The sequence below is a fragment of the Paracoccus sp. (in: a-proteobacteria) genome (assembly GCF_039808215.1).
Taxonomy (GTDB): domain Bacteria; phylum Pseudomonadota; class Alphaproteobacteria; order Rhodobacterales; family Rhodobacteraceae; genus Paracoccus.
This window is the reverse complement of sequence record NZ_JBDHSP010000035.1, coordinates 1-22144: the sequence shown is the minus strand read 5'-3', so window position 1 is coordinate 22144 and position 22144 is coordinate 1. Positions and strand designations below refer to the sequence as shown.

The following is a 22144-nucleotide window of genomic DNA, read 5'->3' as shown; positions in this document are numbered from 1 at the left end:
GCGAGGAAGGCCCGTGAGCAACGCGATGCGGATGAGGAAGGCGCCGGGGCGGTTCTCTGCGCGATCCGGCAGGCGCGAAGGGAGATGATCCGTGGCGCTGGCTGATTTCGAGGGCGCCGAGGATATCCGCAACGCCTGGCTGGCCGGTCTGGCGCCGGACCCGGCGCTGACGGTCAGCCAATGGGCGGATCGGCACCGGATCCTGTCCTCGCGCGCGGCAAGCGAGGCCGGTCCCTATCGCACCGCCCGCACGCCCTTCATGCGGGCGATCATGGATGCGCTGTCGCCGGCCAGCCCGGCGCGACGGGTGGTGTTCCAGAAGGCCGCGCAGGTGGGCGCGACCGAAGGCGGCAACAACTGGGTCGGCTTCTGCATCCACCGCGCGCCGGGGCCGTTTCTGGCAGTCCAGCCGACGGTCGATCTGGCCAAGCGCCTGTCGCAGCAGCGCATCGACCCGCTGATCGAGGAAAGCCCGGAACTGCGGGCGCTGGTGATGCCATCGCGGTCCAAGGACAGCGGCAATACCATTCTCGGCAAGCGGTTTCCCGGCGGCCAGTTGATCCTGACCGGCGCCAACAGCGCCGTGGGCCTGCGCTCGATGCCGGCGCGCTGGGTATTTCTCGATGAGGTCGACGCCTATCCGGGCGATCTCGATGGCGAGGGCGATCCCATCGCGCTGGCCGAGGCGCGCACGATCAGCTTCGGGCATCGGAGCAAGCTGTTTCTGGCCTCGACCCCGACCGTGAAGGGCCTCTCGCGCATCGAGCGGGAATACGAGCTGTCGGACCAGCAACGATACCACGTCCCCTGCCCGCATTGCGGCACCCTGCAATGGCTGAAGTTCGAGCGCCTGCGCTGGCGGCCAGGCCGGCCGGAAACCGCGCACTATGTCTGCGAACACTGCGATGAACCCATCGCCGAGCGCCACAAGACCGAGATGATGGACGAGGCGAATGGCGCGACATGGATGCCGACCGCCGAGCCGGAGATACTGGAGCGGGCGCGGGCGGCGGGAATCACCGGCTTTCACATCAGCGGTCTTTATTCGCCGCTGGGCTGGCTCAGCTGGTCGAAGATCGCACAGGATTGGGAGCAGGCGGTCGGCAACGAGGCCGCGCTGAAGACGCTGAAGAACACGGTGCTGGGCGAGACCTGGCAGGAACGCGGCGAGGCCCCCGACTGGCAGCGCCTCTACGAGCGGCGCGAGGACTGGCATCTGGGCGAGGTGCCGCAGCGCGCGCTGATCCTGACGGCAGGCGCAGACGTGCAGCGCGACCGGATCGAGATCGACGTCTGGGGCTGGGGCGAGAACCTTGAATCCTGGCTGGTCGATCACGTCGTTCTGGAAGGCGACACGGCGCGCGAGGAGGTCTGGGACGATCTGACCGGGTTTCTGGCCGAGACCTGGCCGCATGCCGGCGGCGCGCGCATGGCGCTGGCGCGGCTGGCGATCGACACCGGCGACGGCGCGACCACGGATGCGGTCTATTCGTGGTGCCGGAAGATGGGCCACGGCCAGGTAATCGCCATCAAAGGGGTCGGCGGCTTTGACCGCTCCACCCCGGTGGACGGCCCCAGCTATGTCGATGTGACCGAGGGCGGGCGCAAGTTCCGCCGCGGGGTTCGGCTGTGGAAGGTCGCAGGCGCGGTGTTCAAATCCGAGACCTATCGCCTGCTGCGTCTCGCGGCCCCGACAGACGAGGACATCGCCGACGGCAGCGGCTGGCCTGCCGGTTTCGTGCACATCCCGAAGGGCATCACGGCGGAATGGACCAAGCAGCTGACCGCCGAGCAGTTGATGACCATCAAGACCCGGCAGGGCTTCCAGAAGCTGGAATGGCAGCAGACCCGCGACCGCAACGAGGCGCTGGACTGCCGGGTCTATGCCCGCGCCTGCGCCTGGCTGATGGGCATGGATCGCTGGGACGGCGCCAGATGGGACGATCTGCGCGCGCAGCTCATGCCCGGCACGCGTGATGCGCGCCCGGCAGGGCAACCGCATCGCCAACCGTTGAAACCGCCGCCGCCCCGTCCGTCGGGCTGGCTGGGCAAGAGACAAAGAGGAAGCTGGTTCTGATGGCCTGGACGCAAACTGAACTGGACGCGCTGCGCCGGGCCTATGCCTCGGGCACCCTGCGCGTCAGCTATGACGGAAAGAGCCTCGAATACGGCTCGGCCGCCGATCTGCTGAGCCGTATCCGCACCATCGAGGGCGAGATGGCGGCGGGATCGGGCCGTCCCTTGCCCGTGGCGGGCTTTGCCAGCTTCCGGCGGGGCTGACCCATGGCAGGACCGAAGGAGATCACCCCGGACGTGCGCTGGGGGTTGATGGATGCTGCCTTGTCGGTGGTTTCGCCGCGCTCGGCCGCCCGACGCTATGCCGCGCGGGTGGCGATCTCGAACCTGCGCCGCGGCTATGAGGCCGCCTCAAAGGGGCGCGGAACGGCAGGCTGGAAAGCCGGTGGAACGGCGGCGGATGCGGAAATCGCCGCGGCCGGGGCCACGCTGCGCGACCGGATGCGCGATCTGGTGCGCAACAACCCCATCGCCGCGCAGGCGGTGCAGGTGCTGGTCAACAATATCGTCGGCACCGGCATCCGCCCCCGCGCCGCCACCCCCGATCCGGCGCTGAACAGACAGGTCGATGAGCTGTGGCGGCGCTGGGCCAGCCGTTGTGACGATCATGGCCACACGGATTTCCATGGGGTTCTCTGCCTCGCCGTGCGCGAGATGATCGAGGGCGGCGAGGTCTTCGCGGTGGCCCGCTATCGTCGCGGCGCGCACGGGCGCGATCTGCGTCTGCGCATCGAGCTGCGCGAGGCCGATCACCTCGACGGCACGCGCTTCGACAGCCGTGCCGATGGAACCCGGATCAGCCAGGGGATCGAGACCGACCGGGACGGCCGGCGCATCGCCTACTGGATGTTTCCGGACCATCCCGGTCACAACGACCCCATGGTCAGCCATCGCCTGGACTCGGTGCGCCTCAGGGCGCAGGACGTGGCGCATCTGTTCGAACGCCAGCGGGTCCAGAGCCGGGGCGTTCCCTGGGGCACCCCGGCCATGCGGGCGATCCGCGATGTCGACGACTGGCAGACCGCCGAGCTGGTGCGCAAGAAGACCGAAGCCTGCCTGGTCGGCATCGTCTTCGGCGCCGATGAGGATCAGCAATCCATCGCCCCGGTGATCGAGGACGGGATGGGCAACCGGGTCGAACAGTTCGAGCCCGGCCTGATCGCCTATGCCCGCGGCGGCAAGGACATCAAGTTCAACCAGCCTGCCTCGACGGCGGGCGTCTATGAATGGCACCGGACCCAGCTTCACATCATCGCCGCCGGCTTCCGGGTGCCCTATGCGATGATGACCGGCGATCTGTCGCAGGCCAACTTTTCCTCGACCCGCGCCGGCCTGAACGAGTTCCGCCGCATGGTCGAACAGATCCAGTGGCAGACCGTGATCCCGATGTTCTGCGAGCCGATCTGGCGCTGGTTCATCAAGGAGGCACAGTCGCAGGGCCTGCTGCCGGATGGCGTCGAGGTCCCTGCGGAATGGGGGCCACCGAAGTTCGAAAGCGTCAACCCGCTGCAGGATGTGCAGGCCGATCTGCTGGAGGTGCGCGCCGGCTTCTCGACCCTGCCGCAGCAGATCGCGCGGCGGGGATACGACCCGGAGGAAATCCTCAACGAATGGGCCGATTTCGCCAGGAAGGCCGATGCTGCCGGCCTCGTCTTCGACAGCGACCCGCGCAAGGTCAGCAAAGCGGGCCTCGTGCAGACCACCGACCCGACCGCGCCGCCGAGCGGCGATAACTGACGGAGACCACCATGGAAAACGAGGAAATCCTCGACCTGCCCGTGATCGGGCGGGCCGGCACAATGCAATCTGTCGATGACGCCTCGCGCAGCTTCGAGGTTCTCTGGACCACCGGCGCGCAGGTGCGGCGCTATTCCTGGAGCCGGGACGAGGAATTCGACGAGGAGCTGGTCGTCTCGCCCAACGCGATGCGGCTGGATCGCCTGAACGCCGGTGCGCCGTTCCTGAACTCGCATGCCTCCCACCGGCTGACCGACATTCTCGGTGTGGTCGAGAATGGCTCGATCCGCATCGAGGGCGGCAACGGTTTCGCCCGCATCCGCCTGTCGGAGCGCGATGAGGTCGAGCCGATCTGGCGTGACATCAAATCCGGGATCATCCGCAATGTCTCGGTCGGCTACCGCGTCCATAGATTTGAGCGGGTGGCAAAAGCCGACCGCACCGATGGCGGTCCGCGCGCGCTTTATCGCGCGGTCGATTGGGAGCCGCTTGAAATCTCTGCCGTCGCCATCGGCGCCGATCCCGGCGCCGGCATGCGGTCGGAAGCCGGGCAGTCTGACGCCCGGCGCTATCCCTGCACCTTCACCGGCAGGACCATTGGCGCGGCACCCGCCGCAGAAACCACCACGAAAGGACGAAACATGCCTGAAGACACCATTGCGGCGGGCGCAGATGAAACCCGCGCCGCCCCTGCCCCGGCGCCAGCCGCTGCCATCCCGCAAGCGGCCCCGGCCGCGCCCGTTCCCGCGCCCGTCGCGGAAAGCATCCGCGCGGAAGAACGCGAGCGCGTCAGCACCATCATGACACTCTGCGCCCGGCATGATCTGGGCCGTGACCTTGCCAACGACCTGATCGCGCGCGGCGTCTCGATCAATGCGGCCCGCGAGGCGGTCCTCGACGCACTGGGCGATGCAAACCCGCTGGGCCGCACGGTCGAGCTGGCCCCGGCGCAGGCACGCGGCACCGGCGATGCCGCCTATCGCGATGCGGTTGCCGATGCGATCATGCACCGGGCGGCGCCGTCGCTGCATGCGGTATCGCCGCAATCGCGGGAATTCGCGTTCCGCAGCCTGATGGACCTGGCCCGCCATGCCGTCGAGCGCGCCGGCGTCAACACCTCCGCCATGCCCGATATGGAGATCGCGGGCCTCGCCATGGGCATGCGCTCGGCGGGCTATCATGCCACCGGAGACTTCCCGGCGATCCTCAGCAGCGTGGTCAACCGGACGCTGCGCGCCGCCTATGACGCCACCCCGCGCACCTTCGGGGCATGGTCCACGCGGGTGACGGTTCGGGATTTCCGGCCCGTTGACCGCCTGCAGATCGGCAATGCCCCCGATCTCGTCAAGGTGCCGGAAGGCGGCGAATTCACCTATGGCACCGCGACCGAGGGCAAGGAAAGCTATGCGATCGCCACCTATGGCCGCATTATCGGCTTCAGCCGGCAGATGCTGATCAACGATGACCTGCGCGCCTTCGACCGGGTCGTCCAGTCCTTCGGTGCATCGGCCGCGAACCTCGAATCCGATATCCTCTATTCGATCCTGCTGTCGAACCCCGCCATGGGCGACGGCACCGCGCTGTTCCATGCCAATCACGGCAACCTCGGCACGGCGGCGGCGATCACCGAGGAGTCTCTGACCGCAATGCTGCGCGCTTTCGCGGTGCAAAAGGATCTGGACGGCCGGGCGATCACCGTTCTGCCGCGCAACATCATCGTTCCGCCCGGAAAGCGCATGGTGGAAATCCACAAGCAACTGGCCGCGACCACGCCCGGCAGCACGGCCGAGGTGAACCCCTATTCGAACCGCTTCTCGGTGGTCGAGGAAATCCGGCTGGTGAATACCGCCGGTCCCGATCCGTGGTTCGCCGCCACCGATCCGGCCTTCGGCGCGGTGGAATACGCCTATCTGGCGGGTCAGGAGGGTCTCTATACCGAGCATCGGGTCGGCTTCGAGGTCGATGGAATCGAGTTCAAGGCCCGTCACGATTTCGGCGCCAAGGCCATCGACTGGCGCGGTCTCTACAAGAATCCCGGCATCGCGTGATGCTGCCGGCCCCGGTCTGATCCTGACCGGCGCGGACCGGTGATCGGCCCGCATTCCCTTCTTTCCCTCATCTGGAGAAAGCCCATGAAAAACTTCATCGCAACGGGCAACACGCTCACCATCACTGCCGAGGCGGATATCGCCTCGGGCGCAGGCGTTCTGATCGGCTCGATCTTCGGCGTTGCCACCGGCCCCATCGCCAATGGCGCGGAAGGCGTGATCAATCTCACCGGCGTCTATGATCTGCCGAAGGCCGCCTCCCAGGCGTGGATTGTCGGGGCGCTGATCTACTGGACCGGAAGCGCCTGCACGAATATCGCCTCGACCAACACGCTGATCGGCGTGGCGGTGCAGGCCGTCGGAGGAGCTGCCAATGAGACGATCGGTCGGGTGCGCCTGAATGGCGCTGGCGTCACGGCCTGACCATGAATGCCTTTGCCGCCGCCATGACCCGGATCTTCGCCGATCCGCATATGGCGGTTGACGCGACGTGGCTGCCGGGCGGGGTTCCGCCCGGCATCGGCATCCGCGCCATCCGCAAGGCCCCGGACGAGCTGACCAGCTATGGCAGCGCGCGGGTTTGGTCGGAGACCGTCCGCATCGACGTGATGGCGGCCCAAACCCCATCAATCCAGCCCGGCGACCGCATCGTGATCGGCGGCGAGACCTTCGAGGTTCAGGGCGCGCCGATCCGGGACCGCGAACGGCTGCTCGTGACCCTCGATCTGAGGCCCATATGAAGCTGCGCGCCGAGATCGCGGATATCGCCAGGCTGATGGCAGAAGAGGTCAAGGCCGGCGAAAAGGCGGTGCATTTCGGGATCCGCGATGCCGGGATCGCGCTCAAGGACGCATGGCGGGCGCAGGTCACCGGCGCGGGCCTCGGCCAGCGGCTGGCCCGGACCATCCGCTCGGAGACCTGGCCCAAGGGGCGGCACAGCATGAATGCCGCGTCGATGGTCTGGACCCGCGCCCCGGTGATCGTGAACGCCCATGACACCGGGCCGCTGATCCGCTCAAAGGGCGGGTTCTGGCTGGCCATCCCGACCGAGGCCGCGGGCAAGAGCCGCAGCGACAAGCGCCCGACACCCGGCGAATGGGAGGCGCGCACCGGGCTGCGGCTGATCTTCGTCTATCGCCGAACCGGCCCCAGCCTGCTGATCGCCGAGGCGCGACTGACGAAGCACGGTCGGGCGGCCGTGTCCCGATCAAAGGCGGGGCGCGGCCTCGCCTCGGTGCCGATCTTTCTGCTGGTGCCGCAGGTCAGGCTGAAGAAGCGCCTTGATCTTGAGAAGCCGGCCAATGCCGCCCTCGATGCCCTGCCGGGCGCAATCGTCTCTCGCTGGGAACGAACATGACCACGAAACGGGAACAGGTCCTGTCTGCCCTCTTCGCCAGGCTGCAGACGATCACCGGCGGGACAGCGATCCTGCGCAATGAGGTCCTGCCCGAGCGCATCCCCGCCGCCGGGCTGCTGATCCTGCGCGACGGAACGCCGGGCGAGGCCGAGGTGACGCTGTCGCCCCTGCGCTATCACTGGCAGCACCGCGCCGAGGTCGAGGTCTTCATTCGCGGATCCTCCGGTCTGGAACTGGCCTTCGACGCGCTGGCTGAACGGATCGGGCAAGTGATCGCCGCCGACCGGACGCTGGGCGGGCTTTGCGACTGGATCGAGACCGACGCGCCCGAACCTGCCGATCTGGCGGTCGAGGGCGCCCCGTCCATCAGGGCGGCGGTGCTGATCCTCACCCTGCATTACACCAGCAACGATCCGCTGGGTTGAGATGCGAACAAAGCAGGACCGGCGCGGAATCCGGCCTTGCCGCGCCGGTCCGCGCCGCGCCGCCGGTCGGGCGGATGTGCCTGTCTGATGCGGGCCGAATCCCCGGTCCGCATCGAACATCAGGAGAAAGAAATGAGCACCAGTCTTGCGATCGAAACCCCGCCCCAGCCGGTCGTGTTCGAGAGGGAGGGAGAGGTTTTTGCCAGCAGCCGGGACGTTGCTGCCTTCTTTGGAAAGAACCACCGGGACGTGACGCGGGCAATCGACAACCTGATCGAGCAGGAGCCGGCATTGGTCAGGGATCCCCTGCAGGGCGCCGCGCCGGGGCACACGGGTGCCCGCGACCGTCTGCCCATTTTTGCGCAGACGGTCCATGAGCGCGAAAACCCCAGTGGCGGCGCACCGATCCCGTCGCGGGCGTTCGACATGACCCGTGACGGCTTCACGCTGTTGGCCATGGGTTTTACCGGCGCCAAGGCCCTGAAATGGAAGCTGCGTTATATCGCCGCCTTCAACGCGCTCGAGCACGATCTGCGAAACCGCTCATCGGCAATCGACCTCAACGATCCGGCGCAGCTGCGGGCGCTATTGCTCAGCTACAACGAGAAGAACGAGCAGCTGCAAGAGAAAGTGCAGGCGCTGCTGCCCGCACAGGAGAAGCTGGACCGGATCGCGCAGGCGGATGGGTCATTCTGCATCACCAACACCGCCAAGCTTTTGCAGATGCGCCCGAAAGACCTGTTTCTCTGGCTTCAGGAAAATGGCTGGATCTACAAGCGCCCGGGCGGCGCGAGCTTCCTCGGCTACCACAGCAAGACCGCGACCAGCCTGCTCGAGCACAGGATCACCACGGTTTTGCGCGCCGATGGTTCGGAAAAGGTCACCGAGCAGGTGCGGGTGACCGCCAAGGGCCTCACCAAACTGGCCGCGCTGGTCAAGCCGCCATTGCACTGACCCGGTCCCGGCACGGGATCGCTTCCACAGAAAGGAACCTTCCATGGCACGCGCCCAAGGCGCGCGGTCGCAACTCGCGGCTGCGTTCGAGACTGTCTATGGCACCGCCCCGGCCAGCGGCTACACCCGCCTGCCCTTCGCCTCCTCGACGCTCAGCGCCGAACAGCCGCTGCTCTCGTCCGAGCTGCTGGGATATGGCCGGGACCCGCTGGCCCCGGTCAAGGATGCGATCACCGCCGATGGCGATCTGACCATTCCCATCGACGCCGAGGGTTTCGGCTTCTGGCTGAAGGCCGCGTTCGGTGCGCCGGTCACCACTGGAAGCTCGCCAGGGCCCTACACGCATGTCTTCCATTCGGGCAACTGGACGCTGCCGTCCCTGTCGATCGAGACCGGCATGCCCGAGGTGCCGCGCTTCGCCATGTATTCGGGCGTCATGGTCAACCAGCTCAGCTGGACCATGCAGCGTTCCGGCCTGCTGACCGCCAGCGCCCAGCTTGTGGCGCAGGGCGAGACCGTGGCCAGCACCTCGCAGGCCGGCACGCTGGCTGATCTGGACCTGCTGCGCTTCGGGCATTTCAACGGCGCCATCACGCGCAACGGCACGGCACTGGGCAATGTGATCTCGGCCCAGATCACCTATGCCAACAATCTCGACCGGATCGAGACCATCCGCGCCGACGGCATGATCGACGGCGCGGACCCCTCCATCGCCGCGCTGACCGGCCAGATCGAGCTGCGCTTCGCAGACATGGTGCTGATGAACCAGGCCATCGCGGGGACCCCTTGCGAATTGGAGTTCGCATATACCCTGACCAGTGGCGAGAGCCTGACCGTCACCGCCCATGCCGTCTATCTGCCCCGCCCCCGCGTCGAGATCAGCGGGCCGCAGGGCATTCAGGCCAGCTTCGACTGGCAGGCGGCGCGCGGGTTCAGCCCGGCGCGCATGGCAACCATCACCCTTGTCAACAACATCGAGGAATACTGAGCCATGATCCGTCTGAACCTCACCACCGAACCGCGCTGGATCGACCTCCTGCCCGGCCTGATGATCCGGGTCGCCCCGATCACCACATCCATCATGGCCGCCGCGCGCTCCGATGTCTCCCTCGACAGCCTCGACCTGGACGCGCCGAAGGAGGTGCTGGCCGTGGCCATGGCGCAGGCCGTCGCCAGAATGGTGATTACCGAATGGACGGGCGTCGGCGATGCCGAGGGTATCGACCTGCCGGTGACGCCCGAAGGCATCGACGCGCTCTTGAACATCTGGCCGGTGTTCGAGGCGTTTCAGGACAAGGTTCTCGGCCCCTATCTGGTGCTGGATGCGGAAAAAAACGCCTCCGCGCCCTCGCCGAATGGCACTACGGCGGGGGCGACCGATATTGCGCAGCCTGCCCCGGACGCTGCCCCGACTGCCCTGCCCGGCTGAATTCACCGCAAAGCCATGAAGGCTGGCAGGTCTGGGATCTGGCCGGGCGGCTGAGCGGGCAGGTCCGGGCCATCCCCGGCGCGGTGCTGGGCTGGGACATGGGCGCGGCGCTGGAAATGGGCCGCGCCCTTGGCATTCCGGCGCTGGCGGTCGTGGAACTGCTGCCGGTGATCGAGGCGGAAATGATCCGCCAGAGCAACCAGAAGATCGAGGAAGGCAGAGGCGATGGCCGAGAAGAAAGTTTCCGTTCGTCTGGTCGCTGAGAACGGACGCCAGGTCCGGGCGGAACTGGAGGGCGTCGGCAATGCCGGCTCCGCCAGCTTCAAGCGCATGTCGCGTGAGGTCGACACCGCCGGCATCATGCTGCGGCGTTTGGCCGGGATCGCGGCCGGCGCGCTCTCGATCCGCCAAGTGGCGCAATATGCCGATACCTGGACCGACCTGCGCTCGCGCGTCGATCTGGCGACCGGATCGCAGGAGAAGGGCGCGGCCGTCATGGAGCGGCTGGCCGCGATGGCGCGGCGCACCTATTCCGATCTTGGTCAAACGGCGGAAAGCTGGCTCGCCAACGCGACCGCGCTGCGCGAACTCGGGCTTTCCACCGCCGAGAGCCTCGATTTCACCGAGGCGCTGAACAACGCCATGGTCGTGTCGGGCGCGAAGGCCGAGCGCGCGGCCTCGGTCCAGAATGCGCTCTCGAAAGCGATGGCGCTGGGCAGCCTGTCGGGCGACAACCTCAATACCGTGATCCAGACCGGCGGGCGGGTGGCGGAACTACTGGCCGACGAACTCGGCACCACGGTTTCCGGGCTGCGGGTGATGGGAACGCAGGGCGCGATCACCGGCGAGGTGATCCGCACCGCGCTGGTCGGCAATCTCGAACTGCTGCGCGAGGAAGCCGACAGCATGCCGGCGACCATTGGCGATGCATTCACCCTGATCGGCAATGCGGCGCTGCAACTGGTTGGCTCATGGGATCAGCTTCTGGGCGCCTCTTCCACCGTCGCCTCTGTGCTGATCCTTGTCGCGGACAACATTGAGCGCCTCGCCTCGGTCGGCATCGCCTTCGCCGCATTCATGGCCGGGCGCTGGGTGACCGCCTTCGTCGCCGCCCGCGTGGCGACCTTCAGCCTGTCCACGGCGCTGACCGTGCTGCGCGGGGCGCTGATCCGCACCGGCATCGGCGCGCTGATCGTCGCGGCGGGCGAGCTGATCTATCAGTTTTCCTCGCTGGTCAAATCGGTCGGCGGTATCGGCACGGCGTTCAAGCTGCTCGGCGATGTCGCAAAGGAGGTCGGCCAGCGCATCGTTCTGGCGTTTCAGGCAGCCTTCGTGCTGCTCAACGCAGCCTGGGACGGCTATCGCGCCTATGTGTTCACGGTGCTCGACCTGATCGTGACCGGCGCGGTCACCGCCGTCGACCGATATGTCGCGGTCTGGCACGGTGGCTTCGAGGCGATCAAGGCGATCTGGGCTCTGCTGCCCGATGCCATCGGCGATCTGGCGTTCAAGGCGGCCAACGGGCTGATCGCCGGCGTCGAGGCCATGCTGAACGGCGTCGTCACCCGCATCAACAGTTTCATCTCCGGCATCAACGCCGCCCTCGCCATGCTGCCCGAATGGGCTGTCGGCGAAGGCGGCGCACAGATCGGCCTTCTGGACCCGTTCAGCATCGGCCGCATCAACAATCCGTTCGAGGGATCGGCATCCGAGGCGGGCTCCGCCGCCGCCGAGGCGTTTAGCGCGGCCTGGGACCGGACCTATTTTGAGTCGCCCGACCTGTTAGGCGATCTTGCCGACCAGGCCGCCGCGGCTGCCTCCGCCCATCTCGACGCTGCACAGGCGCTGGGCGCGGCGGCGGTTGCGCCGCTGGAAAGCTGGCAGGCGCTGAAGGATGCCGTCACCGCCTCGGGCGAAGATGGCGCGAACGCGCTGGACGATGCCGCTGGCGCGGCCGACCGGGTTGCCGGTGCCATGGATCGCGCCGGTGGCGCTGCGGGCGGGGCCGGTGCTGCTGGCAAAAAAGCCGGCGAGGACACTTCAACCGGCGCGGAACAGGGCAAACAGGGCTGGGACGCCGTCGCGGCATCGCTCTCGGACTATGCCGGGAAGGCCCGCGACATCGGCGGCGACATCGGCAGTGCGCTGGTCGGGGCCTTCCAGAGCGCAGAAAACGCGGTCGGCGATTTCGTCAAGACCGGCACGCTGAACTTCCGCGACCTCGTGACCTCGATGCTGGCCGACATGGCGAAGCTGGGCGCGCGCCGCTTCCTGCTCGGGCCGCTTGCGAATGCGCTCTCCGGGGCGCTGGGCGGCATGGGCGGCGGTGTGCTGGCCAGCGTCCTGCATTCGGGCGGCATGGTCGGCGCGGGCGGCGCCGGCCGCATGGTCCCGGCCATGGCCTTCGCCAATGCGCCCCGGATGCATTCCGGCGGCTGGGCCGGGCTGCGCTCGGACGAGGTGCCGGCGATCCTGCAGCGCGGCGAGCGGGTGCTTTCGCGCCGCGAAGCGGCCGGATACGGGGGCGGCGTCACCGTCAACATCAACGCCCGCGATGCCGAAAGCTTCCGGCAGTCGCGGGCGCAGATTTCGGCAGATATCGCGCGGGCCGTCGCCATGGGAAGGAGGGGGATGTGAGAAGCCCCGACCTTTCCGGCCGGGCGCGCGCCCTCTCAGCGGCGATAGTATTTGCCGGCCGGGATGGCGAGACCCAGGCGCCGCGCCTCCCGCTCGGTCAGCTTGTAGCCGTGATGGGCGGCGTGGTGTCCGGAAACCCGGCCGCTGAATGCATAGGCGGCAACATCGTCCGCGACGCTTTCCACCAGCACCACGGTGGCCGGGCGGTCGGCGATGTTCATATAGCGCGTTTCGTGGATGTGCATGTCTGTTCCCTCGCTCTGGGCGCGGGGATGGGCCCCGCCGCTTCTACGACCTCAACCCCGCCATCGGGCGGAGCCGGAGCCGGCGCGGCTCAGTCGATGTAATAGTCGTTGGCGGTGCGCGCCTGCAGGCGACAATCGTCTTTGCCGTCGCGCCAGTATTCGCGCATCTCGACCCCCTCGCCCCAGACATGGCCCTTCATCGCGATATTGGTGAGGCGGGTCCTGAAGAAGCGTTCCCCGTTGACCTCGATCATGTCGGGGAAGGTGTCGGTGGCGCTGGTCATGGCGTGGTCTCCCTGGTGAGGCGATGTCGCTTTCCTTGCCACCACCATCGCTCTGTAATCGCCCGGAGTGTAGGCAAATCACCGCAATATCATTGCTTTATCGAAGGAGGCGCTTATGGCGTTTCACGAGGTCCGGTTCCCGGACAATATCAGCCGCGGCGCGCGCGGCGGGCCGGAACGGCGCACGCAGATCGTGGAACTGGCCTCCGGCGACGAGGAAAGGAACGCCAGCTGGGCCAACTCGCGCCGCCGCTATGACGTCTCCTATGGCATCCGCCGTGCCGATGATCTCGACGCCGTGGTGCAATTCTTCGAGGCCCGCAACGGCCGCCTGCACGGCTTCCGCTTCAAGGATTGGGGCGATTACAAATCCTGCAAGCCAAGCGACGCGCCAAATGCTGCCGACCAGTTGATCGGGACCGGGGACGGAACTGCGACCGCCTTCCAGCTGGTGAAGCGATACGCTTCCGGGTCGCAGACATGGGTGCGTGCGATCACCAAGCCCGTCTCGGGCACAATCAGCATCGCGCTGGGTGGCGTCGCCCAGGTATCGGGCTGGTCGGTCGATCCGGCGACCGGTTTCGTCACCTTCGCCGCGCCCCCTGGCAATGGCGTGGCCGTCCGCGCCGGTTTCGAATTCGACGTGCCGGTGCGGTTCGATTCCGACACGCTGAACGTCACCCTCGATATCGAGCGGCTCGGCTCGATCACCTCCATCCCGCTCGTGGAAATCCGCCGATGAAATCCCTCTCCCCCGCCCTGCAGGCGCATCTGGACGATGGCACCACCACGCTGGCCTGGTGCTGGAAGATCACCCGCCCCGATGGCGTGAGTTTCGGTTTCACCGATCATGATTGCCCGCTTGCCTTCGGCGGCACGGATTATGAACCCGAAAGCGGGCTTTCGGCTTCGGAAATCCGCGCTGGCTCGGACCTGTCGGTGGATTCCCAGGATGCCGAGGGGGCGCTCACCTCGGACCGTATCACCGAGTCCGATATTCTGGACGGGCGCTGGGACAATGCGCTGGTCGAGGTCTGGCGGGTGAACTGGAACGCCCCCGGCCAGCGGGTGCTGATCCGGCGTGGCGCGATCGGCGAATTGCGGCGCGGGCGGCTGTCCTTCGTGGCCGAGGTGCGCAGCATGGCGCATGTGCTGGGCCAGACCGTCGGCCGGGTGTTTCAAGGCACCTGCGATGCGGCGCTCGGGGACGGGCGGTGCGGCATCAATCTGAACGACGCGGCCTATTCCGGGGCCGGCGCGGTGCTCGATAAGGTCCGCGACCGCGCCTTCACGGCCTCCGGAATCAGCGGCTTCGCCAATGGCTGGTTCGCCTTCGGGGTGCTGGAATGGACATCCGGCAGCAATGCCGGTCGCCGCGACGAGATCATGCTGCACGAGGTCGCCTCCGGCGTGGTCACCATCACCCTGCTGGAGGCGCCGGTGCGGGTGATCACCAGCGGCGATACCTTCACCATCCGCGCCGGCTGCGACAAACGCGCCGAGACCTGTACGGCCACGTTCTCGAACATCCTCAACTTCCGCGGCTTCCCGCATATTCCGGGCCAGGACGCGGTTGTCCGCTATGCCACGGCCGATGGCGGCCATGAGGGGGCGGTGCTGTGATCCGCGCGGCAGTTGTTGCACCAGATGCAACATCCGTTGCCCGACCCGCCGATCCGATGCGGGTCATCGCCGCCGCGCGCGGCTGGCTGGGCACGCCCTATCACGATCAGGCCAGTGTCCGGGGTGTCGGCTGCGACTGCCTCGGGCTGGCGCGCGGCGTCTGGCGCGAGGTGGTCGGAAGCGAGACGCTGCCGGTGCCCCCCTACAGCCGCGATTGGGGCGAGATAGGCAGCCGCGAGGTTCTGGCCGAAAACGCCGGCCGGGTGATGATCCGCATCGACCCCGAGACGACCGGTCCCGGCGCCGTTGTGCTGTTCCGCATGCGCGCGGGCGCCATCGTCAAGCATGTCGGGATCCTCACCGGGCCTGACAGCTTCATCCACAGCTACGAGCGGCTCGGGGTGATCGAGGAACCGCTCACCACCGCGTGGCGGCGGCGCATCGCCTTCGCGTTTTTGTTCCCACGTCCACACAAGAAAAAGACCTGACCCATGGCAACCATCCTTCTCGGCGCCGTCGGCACCGCCATCGGCGGCGGCTTCGGCGGTGCCATTCTCGGACTTTCGGGCGCCACCATCGGCGGCATGATCGGCTCGGGCATCGGCTCTATGGTCGACAGCTGGATCGTCTCGTCCATGATGCCCGGCCAGCGCATCGAGGGCGCGCGCATGGACAGCCTGCGCGTCACCTCGGCGACCGAAGGCGTGGTGATCCCGCGGCTTTATGGCCGCATGCGGATCGGCGGCAATATCATCTGGGCGACCGATTTCCGCGAGGAGGTGAACACCACCCGCCAGGGCGGCGGCAAGGGCGGCGGGCCGAAGGTCACCAGCACCGAATACAGCTATTACGCCAGCTTTGCTGTCGCACTCTGCGAGGGCCCGATCACCGGCATCGGCCGCATCTGGGCCGATGGCAAGCCGCTCGACACCTCCGCGATCACCCTGCGCTGGTATCCGGGCGACGAGATGCAGGGGGCCGATCCGTTCATCGCGGCGAAGACGGGGGCTTCGAACACGCCAGCCTGGCGCGGCACCGCCTATATCGTGTTCGAGGAACTTCCGCTCAGCGATTTCGGCAACCGCCTGCCGCAGCTGTCCTTCGAGGTGTTTCGACCGCTCGATGACCCCGACACCGCAGAAGGACTGGTCGAGGCGGTGACCATCATCCCCGCATCGGGCGAATTCGCCTATGCAACTGAGATCGTGCGCAAGGCCGAGGGCGGCGACAGCGCGGCCGAGAACGTCAACGCCATGGCCGGGACGCCCGACATGCTGGTCTCGCTGGATCGGCTGGAAGCCATGGTGCCGACGGTGAAGTCGGTATCGCTGGTGGTGTCGTGGTTCGGCGACGATCTGCGCGCCGGGAACTGCGCGATCCGGCCCAAGGTCGAGATGGCAGAAAAGACGACGGTGCCGGAATGGCGCGTGAACGGCGTCTCCCGGTCGCAGGCGCTGGTGGTCAGCCAGGACGATCAGGGCCGCCCGGTCTATGGCGGCACACCGGCGGACTTCTCGGTCGTGCAGGCGATCCGCGAGATGAAGGCGCGCGGGCTGCGCGTCACTTTCTATCCGTTCGTGATGATGGACATTCCGGTCGGGAACACCCTGCCCGATCCCTGGTCCGATGCCTCCGCGAGCATCGGCCAGCCGGTGCTGCCGTGGCGCGGGCGGATCACCTGCGCGCCGGCGGCCGGATTCGCCGGCACCGTGGACAAGACCACCGCTGCCGCCCCGCAGATCGCCGCCTTCTTCGGCGCAGCGCAGCCATCAGATTTTGCCGTCAGCGGCGACAGCGTGACCTGGACCGGCGGCGCGGATTGGGGTTTTCGGCGCATGATCCTGCACTACGCCCATCTCTGCGCGGCGGCTGGCGGCGTCGATGCCTTCCTGATCGGCTCGGAAATGCGCGGGCTGACGCAGGTGCGGACGTCAATTCACGGGCGCAGTTGGAATTTCGGGACCGCACTGGGCGGCTGGTCACTCTACCACGCAACCGGCGGCATTTCGGGCGGCGCGCTGACGCTCACCCCCAACAACGCAAACCCGCGCCTGCTGCACAACGCCGCCACCAATATGGATGGGCGCAAGGTCCGCTACATGGTCATCGACATCGAGCGCATCGCGGCACGGACAACCGGGACATGGGTGGGGCGGATTCTGTTCTCGACGGACGCGCTTGCCCTGTCGCTCGCCCGGCAGGCCCGGTTCGGGGATATCCCAGTCGGGATCAGGACGCGCGCCGTGGTCGATATGTGGAACCTGCAATCCGGCGGCAGCGCCTGGAAGGACGCGTCCGAGATCCGCGCCATCCGTATCGACCTGGAGGAAGGCGGCCCGGATTCGGCTTTCCGCTTCTACGGCATCCATTTCACCGATGCGCTGCCGGACTATCCCGCCGTGGAGGAACTTCGCACGCTGGCAGCGGATGTGCGCGCGATCCTCGGCCACGCCACGAAGATCAGCTATGCCGCCGACTGGTCGGAGTATTTCGGCCATCATCCGCAGGACGGCAGTGGCGATGTGTTCTTTCACCTCGATCCGCTCTGGTCGGATGCGAATGTCGATTTCATCGGCATCGACAATTATATGCCGCTCTCGGACTGGCGCGACGGCTGGGATCATCTCGACGCGCAGGTCTGGCCGTCGATCCATGACCGCGCCTATCTGCAGAGCAATATCGCTGGCGGCGAGGGGTTCGACTGGTATTACGCCAGCGAGGGTGATCGGATCGCCCAGACCCGGACGCCGATCAGCGATGGTGTCGCAGGAAAGCCGTGGGTGTTCAGATACAAGGATATCCGTGCGTGGTGGTCGAACGAGCACGTCAACCGACCCGGCGGCATTGAATCGCCAGCCGCAACCGCATGGATCCCGCAGTCGAAGCCGATCCGCTTCACCGAGCTCGGCTGCCCGGCGGTGGATCGCGGCACCAACCAGCCGAACGTGTTTCACGACCCGAAATCTTCGGAATCGTTCTTCCCATACTTTTCGCGCGGCTGGCGCGACGACGCCATCCAGCGGGCCTATCTGGAAGCCAGCTATCTCTGGTGGGGCACGCCCGCGAACAACCCAATCTCCACCGAATATGGCGGGCGCATGGTCGATATCGCCAACAGCGCCGCATGGACCTGGGATGCCCGACCCTATCCGTTCTTCCCCGAACTCTCGGATATCTGGGCCGATGGCGAGAACTGGCAGCTCGGCCACTGGCTGACCGGGCGGCTGGGTGCGGTGTCGCTGGCGGCGCTGGTGCGGCACCTGTGCCTGCGGGCGGGGCTGCGGCCGGAATGGATCGACACCTCCGGCCTGACCGGGGCTGTCGATGGCTATGTGATCTCGGCGCTGGAATCGCCGCGCACCTCGATCACCATGCTGGCCCGGCATTTCGGTTTCGATGCGGTCGAGAGCGAGGGCCGGATCAGGTTTGTCATGCGCGGGCGCGCGCCGGTGGCGACCGTCGCACCGGACGACATGGCGGCGGGCCGGAGCGACGTGATGGAACTGGCGCGCGGGCAGGAGACCGAACTGCCGCAGGCACTGAAATGGCAGGTCGCGCGCGCGGACGAGGATTATGACGGCATCACCGTCGAGGCCCGCCGCATTGCCGTGAGCGCCAGCAGGGTATCGTCGGACAGCTTTCCGATGGCGGTGCCGCCCGAGGAAGCCGACCGGCGCTGCCGCCGGGCACTGATGGAGGCATGGATCAGCCGCGAGACCGGAGCCTTCAGCCTGCCGCCCTCGATGCTGGCGCTGGATCCCGGCGATGTCATCGCGCTAGATCACGACGGGCGGCTGGCCGAGATGCGCATCCTCACGGTTTCCGATGCCGAGGCCCGCAGCATTGAGGCGATCCGCCAGGACCGGGATGCCTATGATCTTCCGCCCGGAAGCCCTCGCCCGGCTGCGCTTGCCCGGCCGGTCGTGTTCGGCGCGCCGCTGGTCGAACTTCTGAACCTGCCGCAACTGCGCGAGGATCTCGCGCCACACCACCCGCTGATCGCCACCCATGCTCGCCCCTGGCCCGGCCAGATCGCGGTGTTCCGCAGCCCCGAGGCCTCCGCTTTCGAACTGCTCACCACCTTCAGAACCCGGGCGCGCATGGGCGAACTGGTGACCGATCTCCATTCCGGCCCAACCTCTCGCTTCGACTACGGCAACTCGGTCTATCTCGACCTGCTGTCAGGCACCCTCGAAAGCGTTACCGATCTGCGGCTGTTCGCTGGCGAGAACGCGCTCGCTGTCGCGCAGCCGGGCGGCGGCTGGGAGATCCTGCAATTCGGCACCGCCGAACTGATCGCCCCCGGCCGATATCGGCTCTCGCGCCTGCTGCGAGGCCAGCGTGGCACGGAGACCGACATGGCGGCGGTGGTGCCGGCCGGGGCGCGGGTGGTGGTGCTGGACACAGCGCTGGCCCCGCTGCCGGTGAACGAGGCCGATCTGGGCATGCCGTGGAACTGGCGCATCGGGCCTGCCTCGCGTCCGGTCAGTGACGACAGCTATCTGGCAGAGGTATTCACGCCACGCGGCACGGGCCTGCGCCCGTTCGCGCCGGTCCATGTCGAGCAGCCGTGGCGGCGGGCGCGCAGCCCCGGCGATCTGACCATAAGCTGGAAGCGACGTGATCGATCGCTCACCGCCGATAGCTGGAACGCCGCCGAGGTGCCGATGACCGAGGCCAGCGAGGCGTGGCAGGTCGAGATCCTCGACGGGGCAACTGTCAAGAGATCCTTACAAGTTGCCACCAGCAACGCGCTCTACACCGCCGCCCAGCAGAGTGCCGATTGGGGCGCACCGCTCGGACCGGGTGCCTCACTCGATGTCCGCATTGCCCAGATCGGGCAGGCCTATGGGGCTGGCGCTGCCCCCATCACCACCCTCTGGTTCTAAGCAGGAGACAATCCATGTCTGACACAACAGCGCATCTGGCGCTGCCCTTCATCATGGCCGCGCAGGCGCAAAAACACGTCACCCATAACGAGGCGCTGCGCATGCTCGACGGCATCGTTCAGCTGGCGATCCTCGACCGTGACCTGACGGACCCGCCAGCCAGCCCGGCCGAGGGCGACCGTTACATCCCCGCCAGCGGCGCGACGGGCGCGTGGTCTGGCTGGGAAGGCAGCATCGCCTACTGGATCGACGGCGCCTGGATGCGGATCCTGCCCAGCCCCGGCTGGATGGCCTGGATCGAGGACGAGGCGCAGGCCATCGTCTGGACCGGATCGGCGTGGATCCCGGTTGTGGATGCCATGGGCTTCATCGCGCAGGCAGCCTCGGTCGCCGTGGCGCGGGATGCAAATGGCGCGACCACCGGCATGGCGGTGCGGGAAGAAACCCTCTCCGGCCTTTCCGGGGCCAGCCGGGACTCGACCATCGTGATCCCCAACCGCGCCATCGTGCTCGGCGTCTCCGCACGAACCGTGACTGCGGTGCTGGGGGCCAGCTCCTTCGACTGCGGCGTCACGGGCGAGCCCTCGAAGTTCGGTGGCGCGCTCGGCGTGGCCGTCGGCAGCAGCAATATCGGCGTCATCGGCCCGACCGCCTTCTATGCCGAGACGCCCGTGCGCCTCACCGCCAATGGCGGAAACTTTGCCGGCGGCGCAGTGCGCATTGCCATCCATTATCTGACCTGCGGCGCGCCGGGCTGAACCCATGGGAGAGAACTTCATGGATACCATCCGCGAATGGTGGGGCGCGATCATGGCGGCAACCGGCCTCGGCATCTGGCTCGTGCGGCTTGAGGGCAGCAGCAAGACCGCCTTGCGCGAGGTCGAGCGGCTGGAAAAGCAGCTCGACGCCGACCGTCAGGCGATCTCGGAAACCCGCAAGGAACAGAACGAGATGCTGCGTGAGATGCGCGCCGACATCAAACGCCTGCTGGAACGCAGCGGTCCCGCCCGCGACTGACGCCGGAAGGCGCAAACACCACCGAGCATCCCACGTCGCCCCGCCCCGCCAGCGCGCGGGGTTTTTCATTTGGAGACCCCCATGACGTTCTATCAACACTGGCGGAACCTGCCGGCAACGGCCTGGCACTGGCCGAACTTCTCGCCCGCCGAAATCGCCTGCCGCGGCACCGGCAAGCTGCTGATCAACGAGGATGCGCTGAACCGGCTGCAGGAACTGCGCGTGACGCTGGGCAAGCCGCTGATCGTGAATTCGGCCTATCGCAGCCCCGAGCACAACAAGGCGGTCGGCGGTGCAAAAGCGTCCATGCACCTGGAAGCGCGCGCCTTCGACATCTCGATGGCAAACCACGACCCGGAGACTTTCATCGCCGCCGCCCGCAAGGCCGGGTTCAAGGGCATCGGCACCTATCCGCGCTCAAACTTCATCCATATCGACACCGGTCCGGCGCGGTCCTGGGGCGATCCCTTCCCGGCGCGGGCCTCGTCTTTCGCGCCCGACCAGGCCCCGGCCCGCGAGCATCTGGCCGAGAGCCGCACCCTGAAAGGCAGCGGTGCGGCCGGGATCGGCACCATCGGCGCGGCCGGCGTCGAGGAGGTGCAGCAGGCGCTGGCCGAGGCGCCGGACGCGATCCTGCCGCTGCTGCCCTATCTCGACGGCCTGCGCTGGATCTTCGTCGCCCTCGCTTTGGCCGGAATCGCCGTGACGATCCATGCCCGGCTCGATGACTGGAAGCGGGGGCGGCGATGATCGCCATCCTCACCCCGCTGTGGCGGCGGGCACTGCCTTGGCTCACCCTCGCCGCCGCCATCCTCCTGTTCATCCTCGGCGCGCGACGCAGCGGCGAGAAGGCCGGGCGCGCCGCCGAACGCTTTGAAGCCAGAGAGAGAAACCATGCCATCCACCGCCAGATGCTCGATGCCGCCAGCCGCCGCCCTCATGATCGCGATGCTCTGGCTGAGCGGCTGCGCGACGGCAGGTTCTGACAGCGCCCCTTGCCCGCCCGTGGTCGAATACAGCGCCGCCGAGCAGACCCGCGCCGCGGCCGAGGTCGAGGCGATGCCGGAAAACGCGGTGCTTGTTCGGATGATGAGCGATTACGCCGTCCTGCGCGATCAGGCGCGAGCCTGCGGGTGAAGACCGGGCCGGGCATTGCCATGCGGGAAGCGCCAGACGCCTCGACCGCAAGGCACGCCCGGCCCGGTTCACGGATTCACAGGTTCAAAAAGCCGCAGGGATTCGCTGCGCAGGGATGGTGGCACAGGAGGCGCCGGTCTGTCCTGCGCAGAAAAGGGCACAACTGTGCACCTGTAAAGCATGACGCCGGCCCCTAGCCCCGACCCTTGCATCCCAAGTTCGACAGCAAAACTGATAAGCGATTGATATTGCTGTCACGAAATTGCGGATTTGCCACAACGTGAGG

Annotated in this window: 24 protein-coding genes; 22 read left to right on the top strand and 2 right to left on the bottom strand. The window is 67.3% G+C overall.

What is annotated here, in order from left to right; genetic code table 11:
• Positions 1-91: 91 nt before the first annotated feature.
• The 13 genes from WMK75_RS11960 to WMK75_RS11900 all read left to right on the top strand — a co-directional run bounded on the left by WMK75_RS11960 (position 92) and on the right by WMK75_RS11900 (position 12663).
• Complete coding sequence (locus tag WMK75_RS11960; RefSeq protein ID WP_347267900.1) at positions 92-2077, top strand: phage terminase large subunit family protein; 1986 nt, start codon at positions 92-94, stop codon at positions 2075-2077.
• Entirely contained in the window at positions 2077-2280 is a 204-nt protein-coding gene (locus WMK75_RS11955) for a hypothetical protein (protein WP_347267899.1), read from the top strand. Before WMK75_RS11960 ends, WMK75_RS11955 begins: the two co-directional genes overlap by 1 nt.
• 3 nt (positions 2281-2283) lie before the next feature.
• A complete protein-coding gene (locus WMK75_RS11950) occupies positions 2284-3813 on the top strand; it encodes a phage portal protein (protein ID WP_347267898.1) in 1530 nt (509 codons plus the stop codon).
• Between the two features lie 11 nt (positions 3814-3824).
• Positions 3825-5861, top strand: coding sequence for a prohead protease/major capsid protein fusion protein (locus WMK75_RS11945; RefSeq protein ID WP_347267897.1), 2037 nt, complete (start codon positions 3825-3827; stop codon positions 5859-5861).
• Between the two features lie 84 nt (positions 5862-5945).
• Positions 5946-6284, top strand: a complete 339-nt coding sequence (locus WMK75_RS11940) for a DUF2190 family protein (protein ID WP_347267896.1) — start codon at positions 5946-5948, stop codon at positions 6282-6284.
• A gap of 2 nt (positions 6285-6286) precedes the next feature.
• Positions 6287-6601 carry a hypothetical protein gene (locus tag WMK75_RS11935; protein ID WP_347267895.1) on the top strand — a complete coding sequence of 105 codons (315 nt, stop codon included), beginning with the start codon at positions 6287-6289 and terminating at the stop codon, positions 6599-6601.
• Positions 6598-7218, top strand: coding sequence for a DUF6441 family protein (locus WMK75_RS11930; protein WP_347267894.1), 621 nt, complete (start codon positions 6598-6600; stop codon positions 7216-7218). The genes WMK75_RS11935 and WMK75_RS11930 overlap by 4 nt, the downstream gene beginning before the upstream one ends.
• Positions 7215-7643 (top strand): acyl-CoA transferase, encoded by a 429-nt coding sequence (locus WMK75_RS11925; RefSeq protein WP_347267893.1) that lies wholly within the window; start codon positions 7215-7217, stop codon positions 7641-7643. The genes WMK75_RS11930 and WMK75_RS11925 overlap by 4 nt, the downstream gene beginning before the upstream one ends.
• A 132-nt stretch (positions 7644-7775) precedes the next feature.
• Positions 7776-8597, top strand: a complete 822-nt coding sequence (locus WMK75_RS11920) for a phage regulatory protein/antirepressor Ant (protein WP_347267892.1) — start codon at positions 7776-7778, stop codon at positions 8595-8597.
• A gap of 43 nt (positions 8598-8640) precedes the next feature.
• Positions 8641-9585: a phage tail tube protein gene (locus WMK75_RS11915; protein WP_347267891.1), complete on the top strand. Its 945-nt coding sequence runs from the start codon at positions 8641-8643 to the stop codon at positions 9583-9585.
• A gap of 3 nt (positions 9586-9588) precedes the next feature.
• Positions 9589-10026 (top strand): hypothetical protein, encoded by a 438-nt coding sequence (locus tag WMK75_RS11910; protein WP_347267890.1) that lies wholly within the window; start codon positions 9589-9591, stop codon positions 10024-10026.
• Positions 10027-10124: 98 nt separating this feature from the next.
• On the top strand, positions 10125-10289 hold the full coding sequence (locus WMK75_RS11905) for a hypothetical protein (RefSeq protein ID WP_347267889.1): 165 nt from the start codon (positions 10125-10127) through the stop codon (positions 10287-10289).
• On the top strand, positions 10252-12663 hold the full coding sequence (locus WMK75_RS11900; RefSeq protein ID WP_347267888.1) for a tape measure protein: 2412 nt from the start codon (positions 10252-10254) through the stop codon (positions 12661-12663). The genes WMK75_RS11905 and WMK75_RS11900 overlap by 38 nt, the downstream gene beginning before the upstream one ends.
• A 35-nt stretch (positions 12664-12698) precedes the next feature.
• Here the strand turns inward: WMK75_RS11900 and WMK75_RS11895 are convergent, their stop codons facing one another.
• Together WMK75_RS11895 and WMK75_RS11890 are read right to left on the bottom strand one after the other, a co-directional pair.
• The gene (locus WMK75_RS11895; RefSeq protein ID WP_036706995.1) at positions 12699-12908 is read right to left on the bottom strand and encodes a hypothetical protein; all 210 of its coding nucleotides are present in this window, start codon (positions 12906-12908) and stop codon (positions 12699-12701) included.
• Between the two features lie 89 nt (positions 12909-12997).
• The gene (locus tag WMK75_RS11890) at positions 12998-13192 is read right to left on the bottom strand and encodes a hypothetical protein (protein ID WP_347267887.1); all 195 of its coding nucleotides are present in this window, start codon (positions 13190-13192) and stop codon (positions 12998-13000) included.
• Positions 13193-13307: 115 nt separating this feature from the next.
• Here WMK75_RS11890 and WMK75_RS11885 point away from each other — a divergent pair, with 115 nt between their 5' ends.
• From WMK75_RS11885 to WMK75_RS11845, 9 genes are all read left to right on the top strand, one after another.
• A complete protein-coding gene (locus tag WMK75_RS11885; RefSeq protein ID WP_347267886.1) occupies positions 13308-13934 on the top strand; it encodes a DUF2460 domain-containing protein in 627 nt (208 codons plus the stop codon).
• Positions 13931-14815 carry a DUF2163 domain-containing protein gene (locus WMK75_RS11880; RefSeq protein ID WP_347267885.1) on the top strand — a complete coding sequence of 295 codons (885 nt, stop codon included), beginning with the start codon at positions 13931-13933 and terminating at the stop codon, positions 14813-14815. Before WMK75_RS11885 ends, WMK75_RS11880 begins: the two co-directional genes overlap by 4 nt.
• Before the next feature lie 56 nt (positions 14816-14871).
• The gene (locus WMK75_RS11875) at positions 14872-15303 is read left to right on the top strand and encodes an NlpC/P60 family protein (protein ID WP_347267912.1); all 432 of its coding nucleotides are present in this window, start codon (positions 14872-14874) and stop codon (positions 15301-15303) included.
• Positions 15304-15306: 3 nt separating this feature from the next.
• A complete protein-coding gene (locus tag WMK75_RS11870; protein WP_347267884.1) occupies positions 15307-19704 on the top strand; it encodes a glycoside hydrolase TIM-barrel-like domain-containing protein in 4398 nt (1465 codons plus the stop codon).
• Between the two features lie 14 nt (positions 19705-19718).
• Positions 19719-20462: a DUF2793 domain-containing protein gene (locus WMK75_RS11865; RefSeq protein WP_347267883.1), complete on the top strand. Its 744-nt coding sequence runs from the start codon at positions 19719-19721 to the stop codon at positions 20460-20462.
• Positions 20463-20481: 19 nt separating this feature from the next.
• The gene (locus WMK75_RS11860; protein WP_347267882.1) at positions 20482-20721 is read left to right on the top strand and encodes a hypothetical protein; all 240 of its coding nucleotides are present in this window, start codon (positions 20482-20484) and stop codon (positions 20719-20721) included.
• An 81-nt stretch (positions 20722-20802) separates the two neighbouring features.
• Positions 20803-21471: a D-Ala-D-Ala carboxypeptidase family metallohydrolase gene (locus WMK75_RS11855; RefSeq protein ID WP_347267881.1), complete on the top strand. Its 669-nt coding sequence runs from the start codon at positions 20803-20805 to the stop codon at positions 21469-21471.
• Positions 21468-21707: a hypothetical protein gene (locus WMK75_RS11850; RefSeq protein ID WP_347267880.1), complete on the top strand. Its 240-nt coding sequence runs from the start codon at positions 21468-21470 to the stop codon at positions 21705-21707. The genes WMK75_RS11855 and WMK75_RS11850 overlap by 4 nt, the downstream gene beginning before the upstream one ends.
• A gap of 19 nt (positions 21708-21726) precedes the next feature.
• Positions 21727-21858, top strand: coding sequence for a hypothetical protein (locus WMK75_RS11845; RefSeq protein ID WP_347267879.1), 132 nt, complete (start codon positions 21727-21729; stop codon positions 21856-21858).
• Positions 21859-22144 lie beyond the last annotated feature (286 nt).

Coding starts and splice junctions, on each gene's coding strand:
- WMK75_RS11915 (WP_347267891.1), top strand. CDS start 8,641: ATGGCACGCGCCCAAGGCGCGCGGTCGCAACTCGCGGCTGCGTTCGAG.
- WMK75_RS11895 (WP_036706995.1), bottom strand. CDS start 12,908: ATGCACATCCACGAAACGCGCTATATGAACATCGCCGACCGCCCGGCC.
- WMK75_RS11920 (WP_347267892.1), top strand. CDS start 7,776: ATGAGCACCAGTCTTGCGATCGAAACCCCGCCCCAGCCGGTCGTGTTC.
- WMK75_RS11940 (WP_347267896.1), top strand. CDS start 5,946: ATGAAAAACTTCATCGCAACGGGCAACACGCTCACCATCACTGCCGAG.
- WMK75_RS11945 (WP_347267897.1), top strand. CDS start 3,825: ATGGAAAACGAGGAAATCCTCGACCTGCCCGTGATCGGGCGGGCCGGC.
- WMK75_RS11880 (WP_347267885.1), top strand. CDS start 13,931: ATGAAATCCCTCTCCCCCGCCCTGCAGGCGCATCTGGACGATGGCACC.
- WMK75_RS11850 (WP_347267880.1), top strand. CDS start 21,468: ATGATCGCCATCCTCACCCCGCTGTGGCGGCGGGCACTGCCTTGGCTC.
- WMK75_RS11875 (WP_347267912.1), top strand. CDS start 14,872: ATGCGGGTCATCGCCGCCGCGCGCGGCTGGCTGGGCACGCCCTATCAC.
- WMK75_RS11900 (WP_347267888.1), top strand. CDS start 10,252: ATGGCCGAGAAGAAAGTTTCCGTTCGTCTGGTCGCTGAGAACGGACGC.
- WMK75_RS11930 (WP_347267894.1), top strand. CDS start 6,598: ATGAAGCTGCGCGCCGAGATCGCGGATATCGCCAGGCTGATGGCAGAA.
- WMK75_RS11890 (WP_347267887.1), bottom strand. CDS start 13,192: ATGACCAGCGCCACCGACACCTTCCCCGACATGATCGAGGTCAACGGG.
- WMK75_RS11885 (WP_347267886.1), top strand. CDS start 13,308: ATGGCGTTTCACGAGGTCCGGTTCCCGGACAATATCAGCCGCGGCGCG.
- WMK75_RS11955 (WP_347267899.1), top strand. CDS start 2,077: ATGGCCTGGACGCAAACTGAACTGGACGCGCTGCGCCGGGCCTATGCC.
- WMK75_RS11860 (WP_347267882.1), top strand. CDS start 20,482: ATGGATACCATCCGCGAATGGTGGGGCGCGATCATGGCGGCAACCGGC.
- WMK75_RS11865 (WP_347267883.1), top strand. CDS start 19,719: ATGTCTGACACAACAGCGCATCTGGCGCTGCCCTTCATCATGGCCGCG.
- WMK75_RS11925 (WP_347267893.1), top strand. CDS start 7,215: ATGACCACGAAACGGGAACAGGTCCTGTCTGCCCTCTTCGCCAGGCTG.
- WMK75_RS11910 (WP_347267890.1), top strand. CDS start 9,589: ATGATCCGTCTGAACCTCACCACCGAACCGCGCTGGATCGACCTCCTG.
- WMK75_RS11855 (WP_347267881.1), top strand. CDS start 20,803: ATGACGTTCTATCAACACTGGCGGAACCTGCCGGCAACGGCCTGGCAC.
- WMK75_RS11935 (WP_347267895.1), top strand. CDS start 6,287: ATGAATGCCTTTGCCGCCGCCATGACCCGGATCTTCGCCGATCCGCAT.
- WMK75_RS11905 (WP_347267889.1), top strand. CDS start 10,125: ATGGGCGCGGCGCTGGAAATGGGCCGCGCCCTTGGCATTCCGGCGCTG.
- WMK75_RS11870 (WP_347267884.1), top strand. CDS start 15,307: ATGGCAACCATCCTTCTCGGCGCCGTCGGCACCGCCATCGGCGGCGGC.
- WMK75_RS11950 (WP_347267898.1), top strand. CDS start 2,284: ATGGCAGGACCGAAGGAGATCACCCCGGACGTGCGCTGGGGGTTGATG.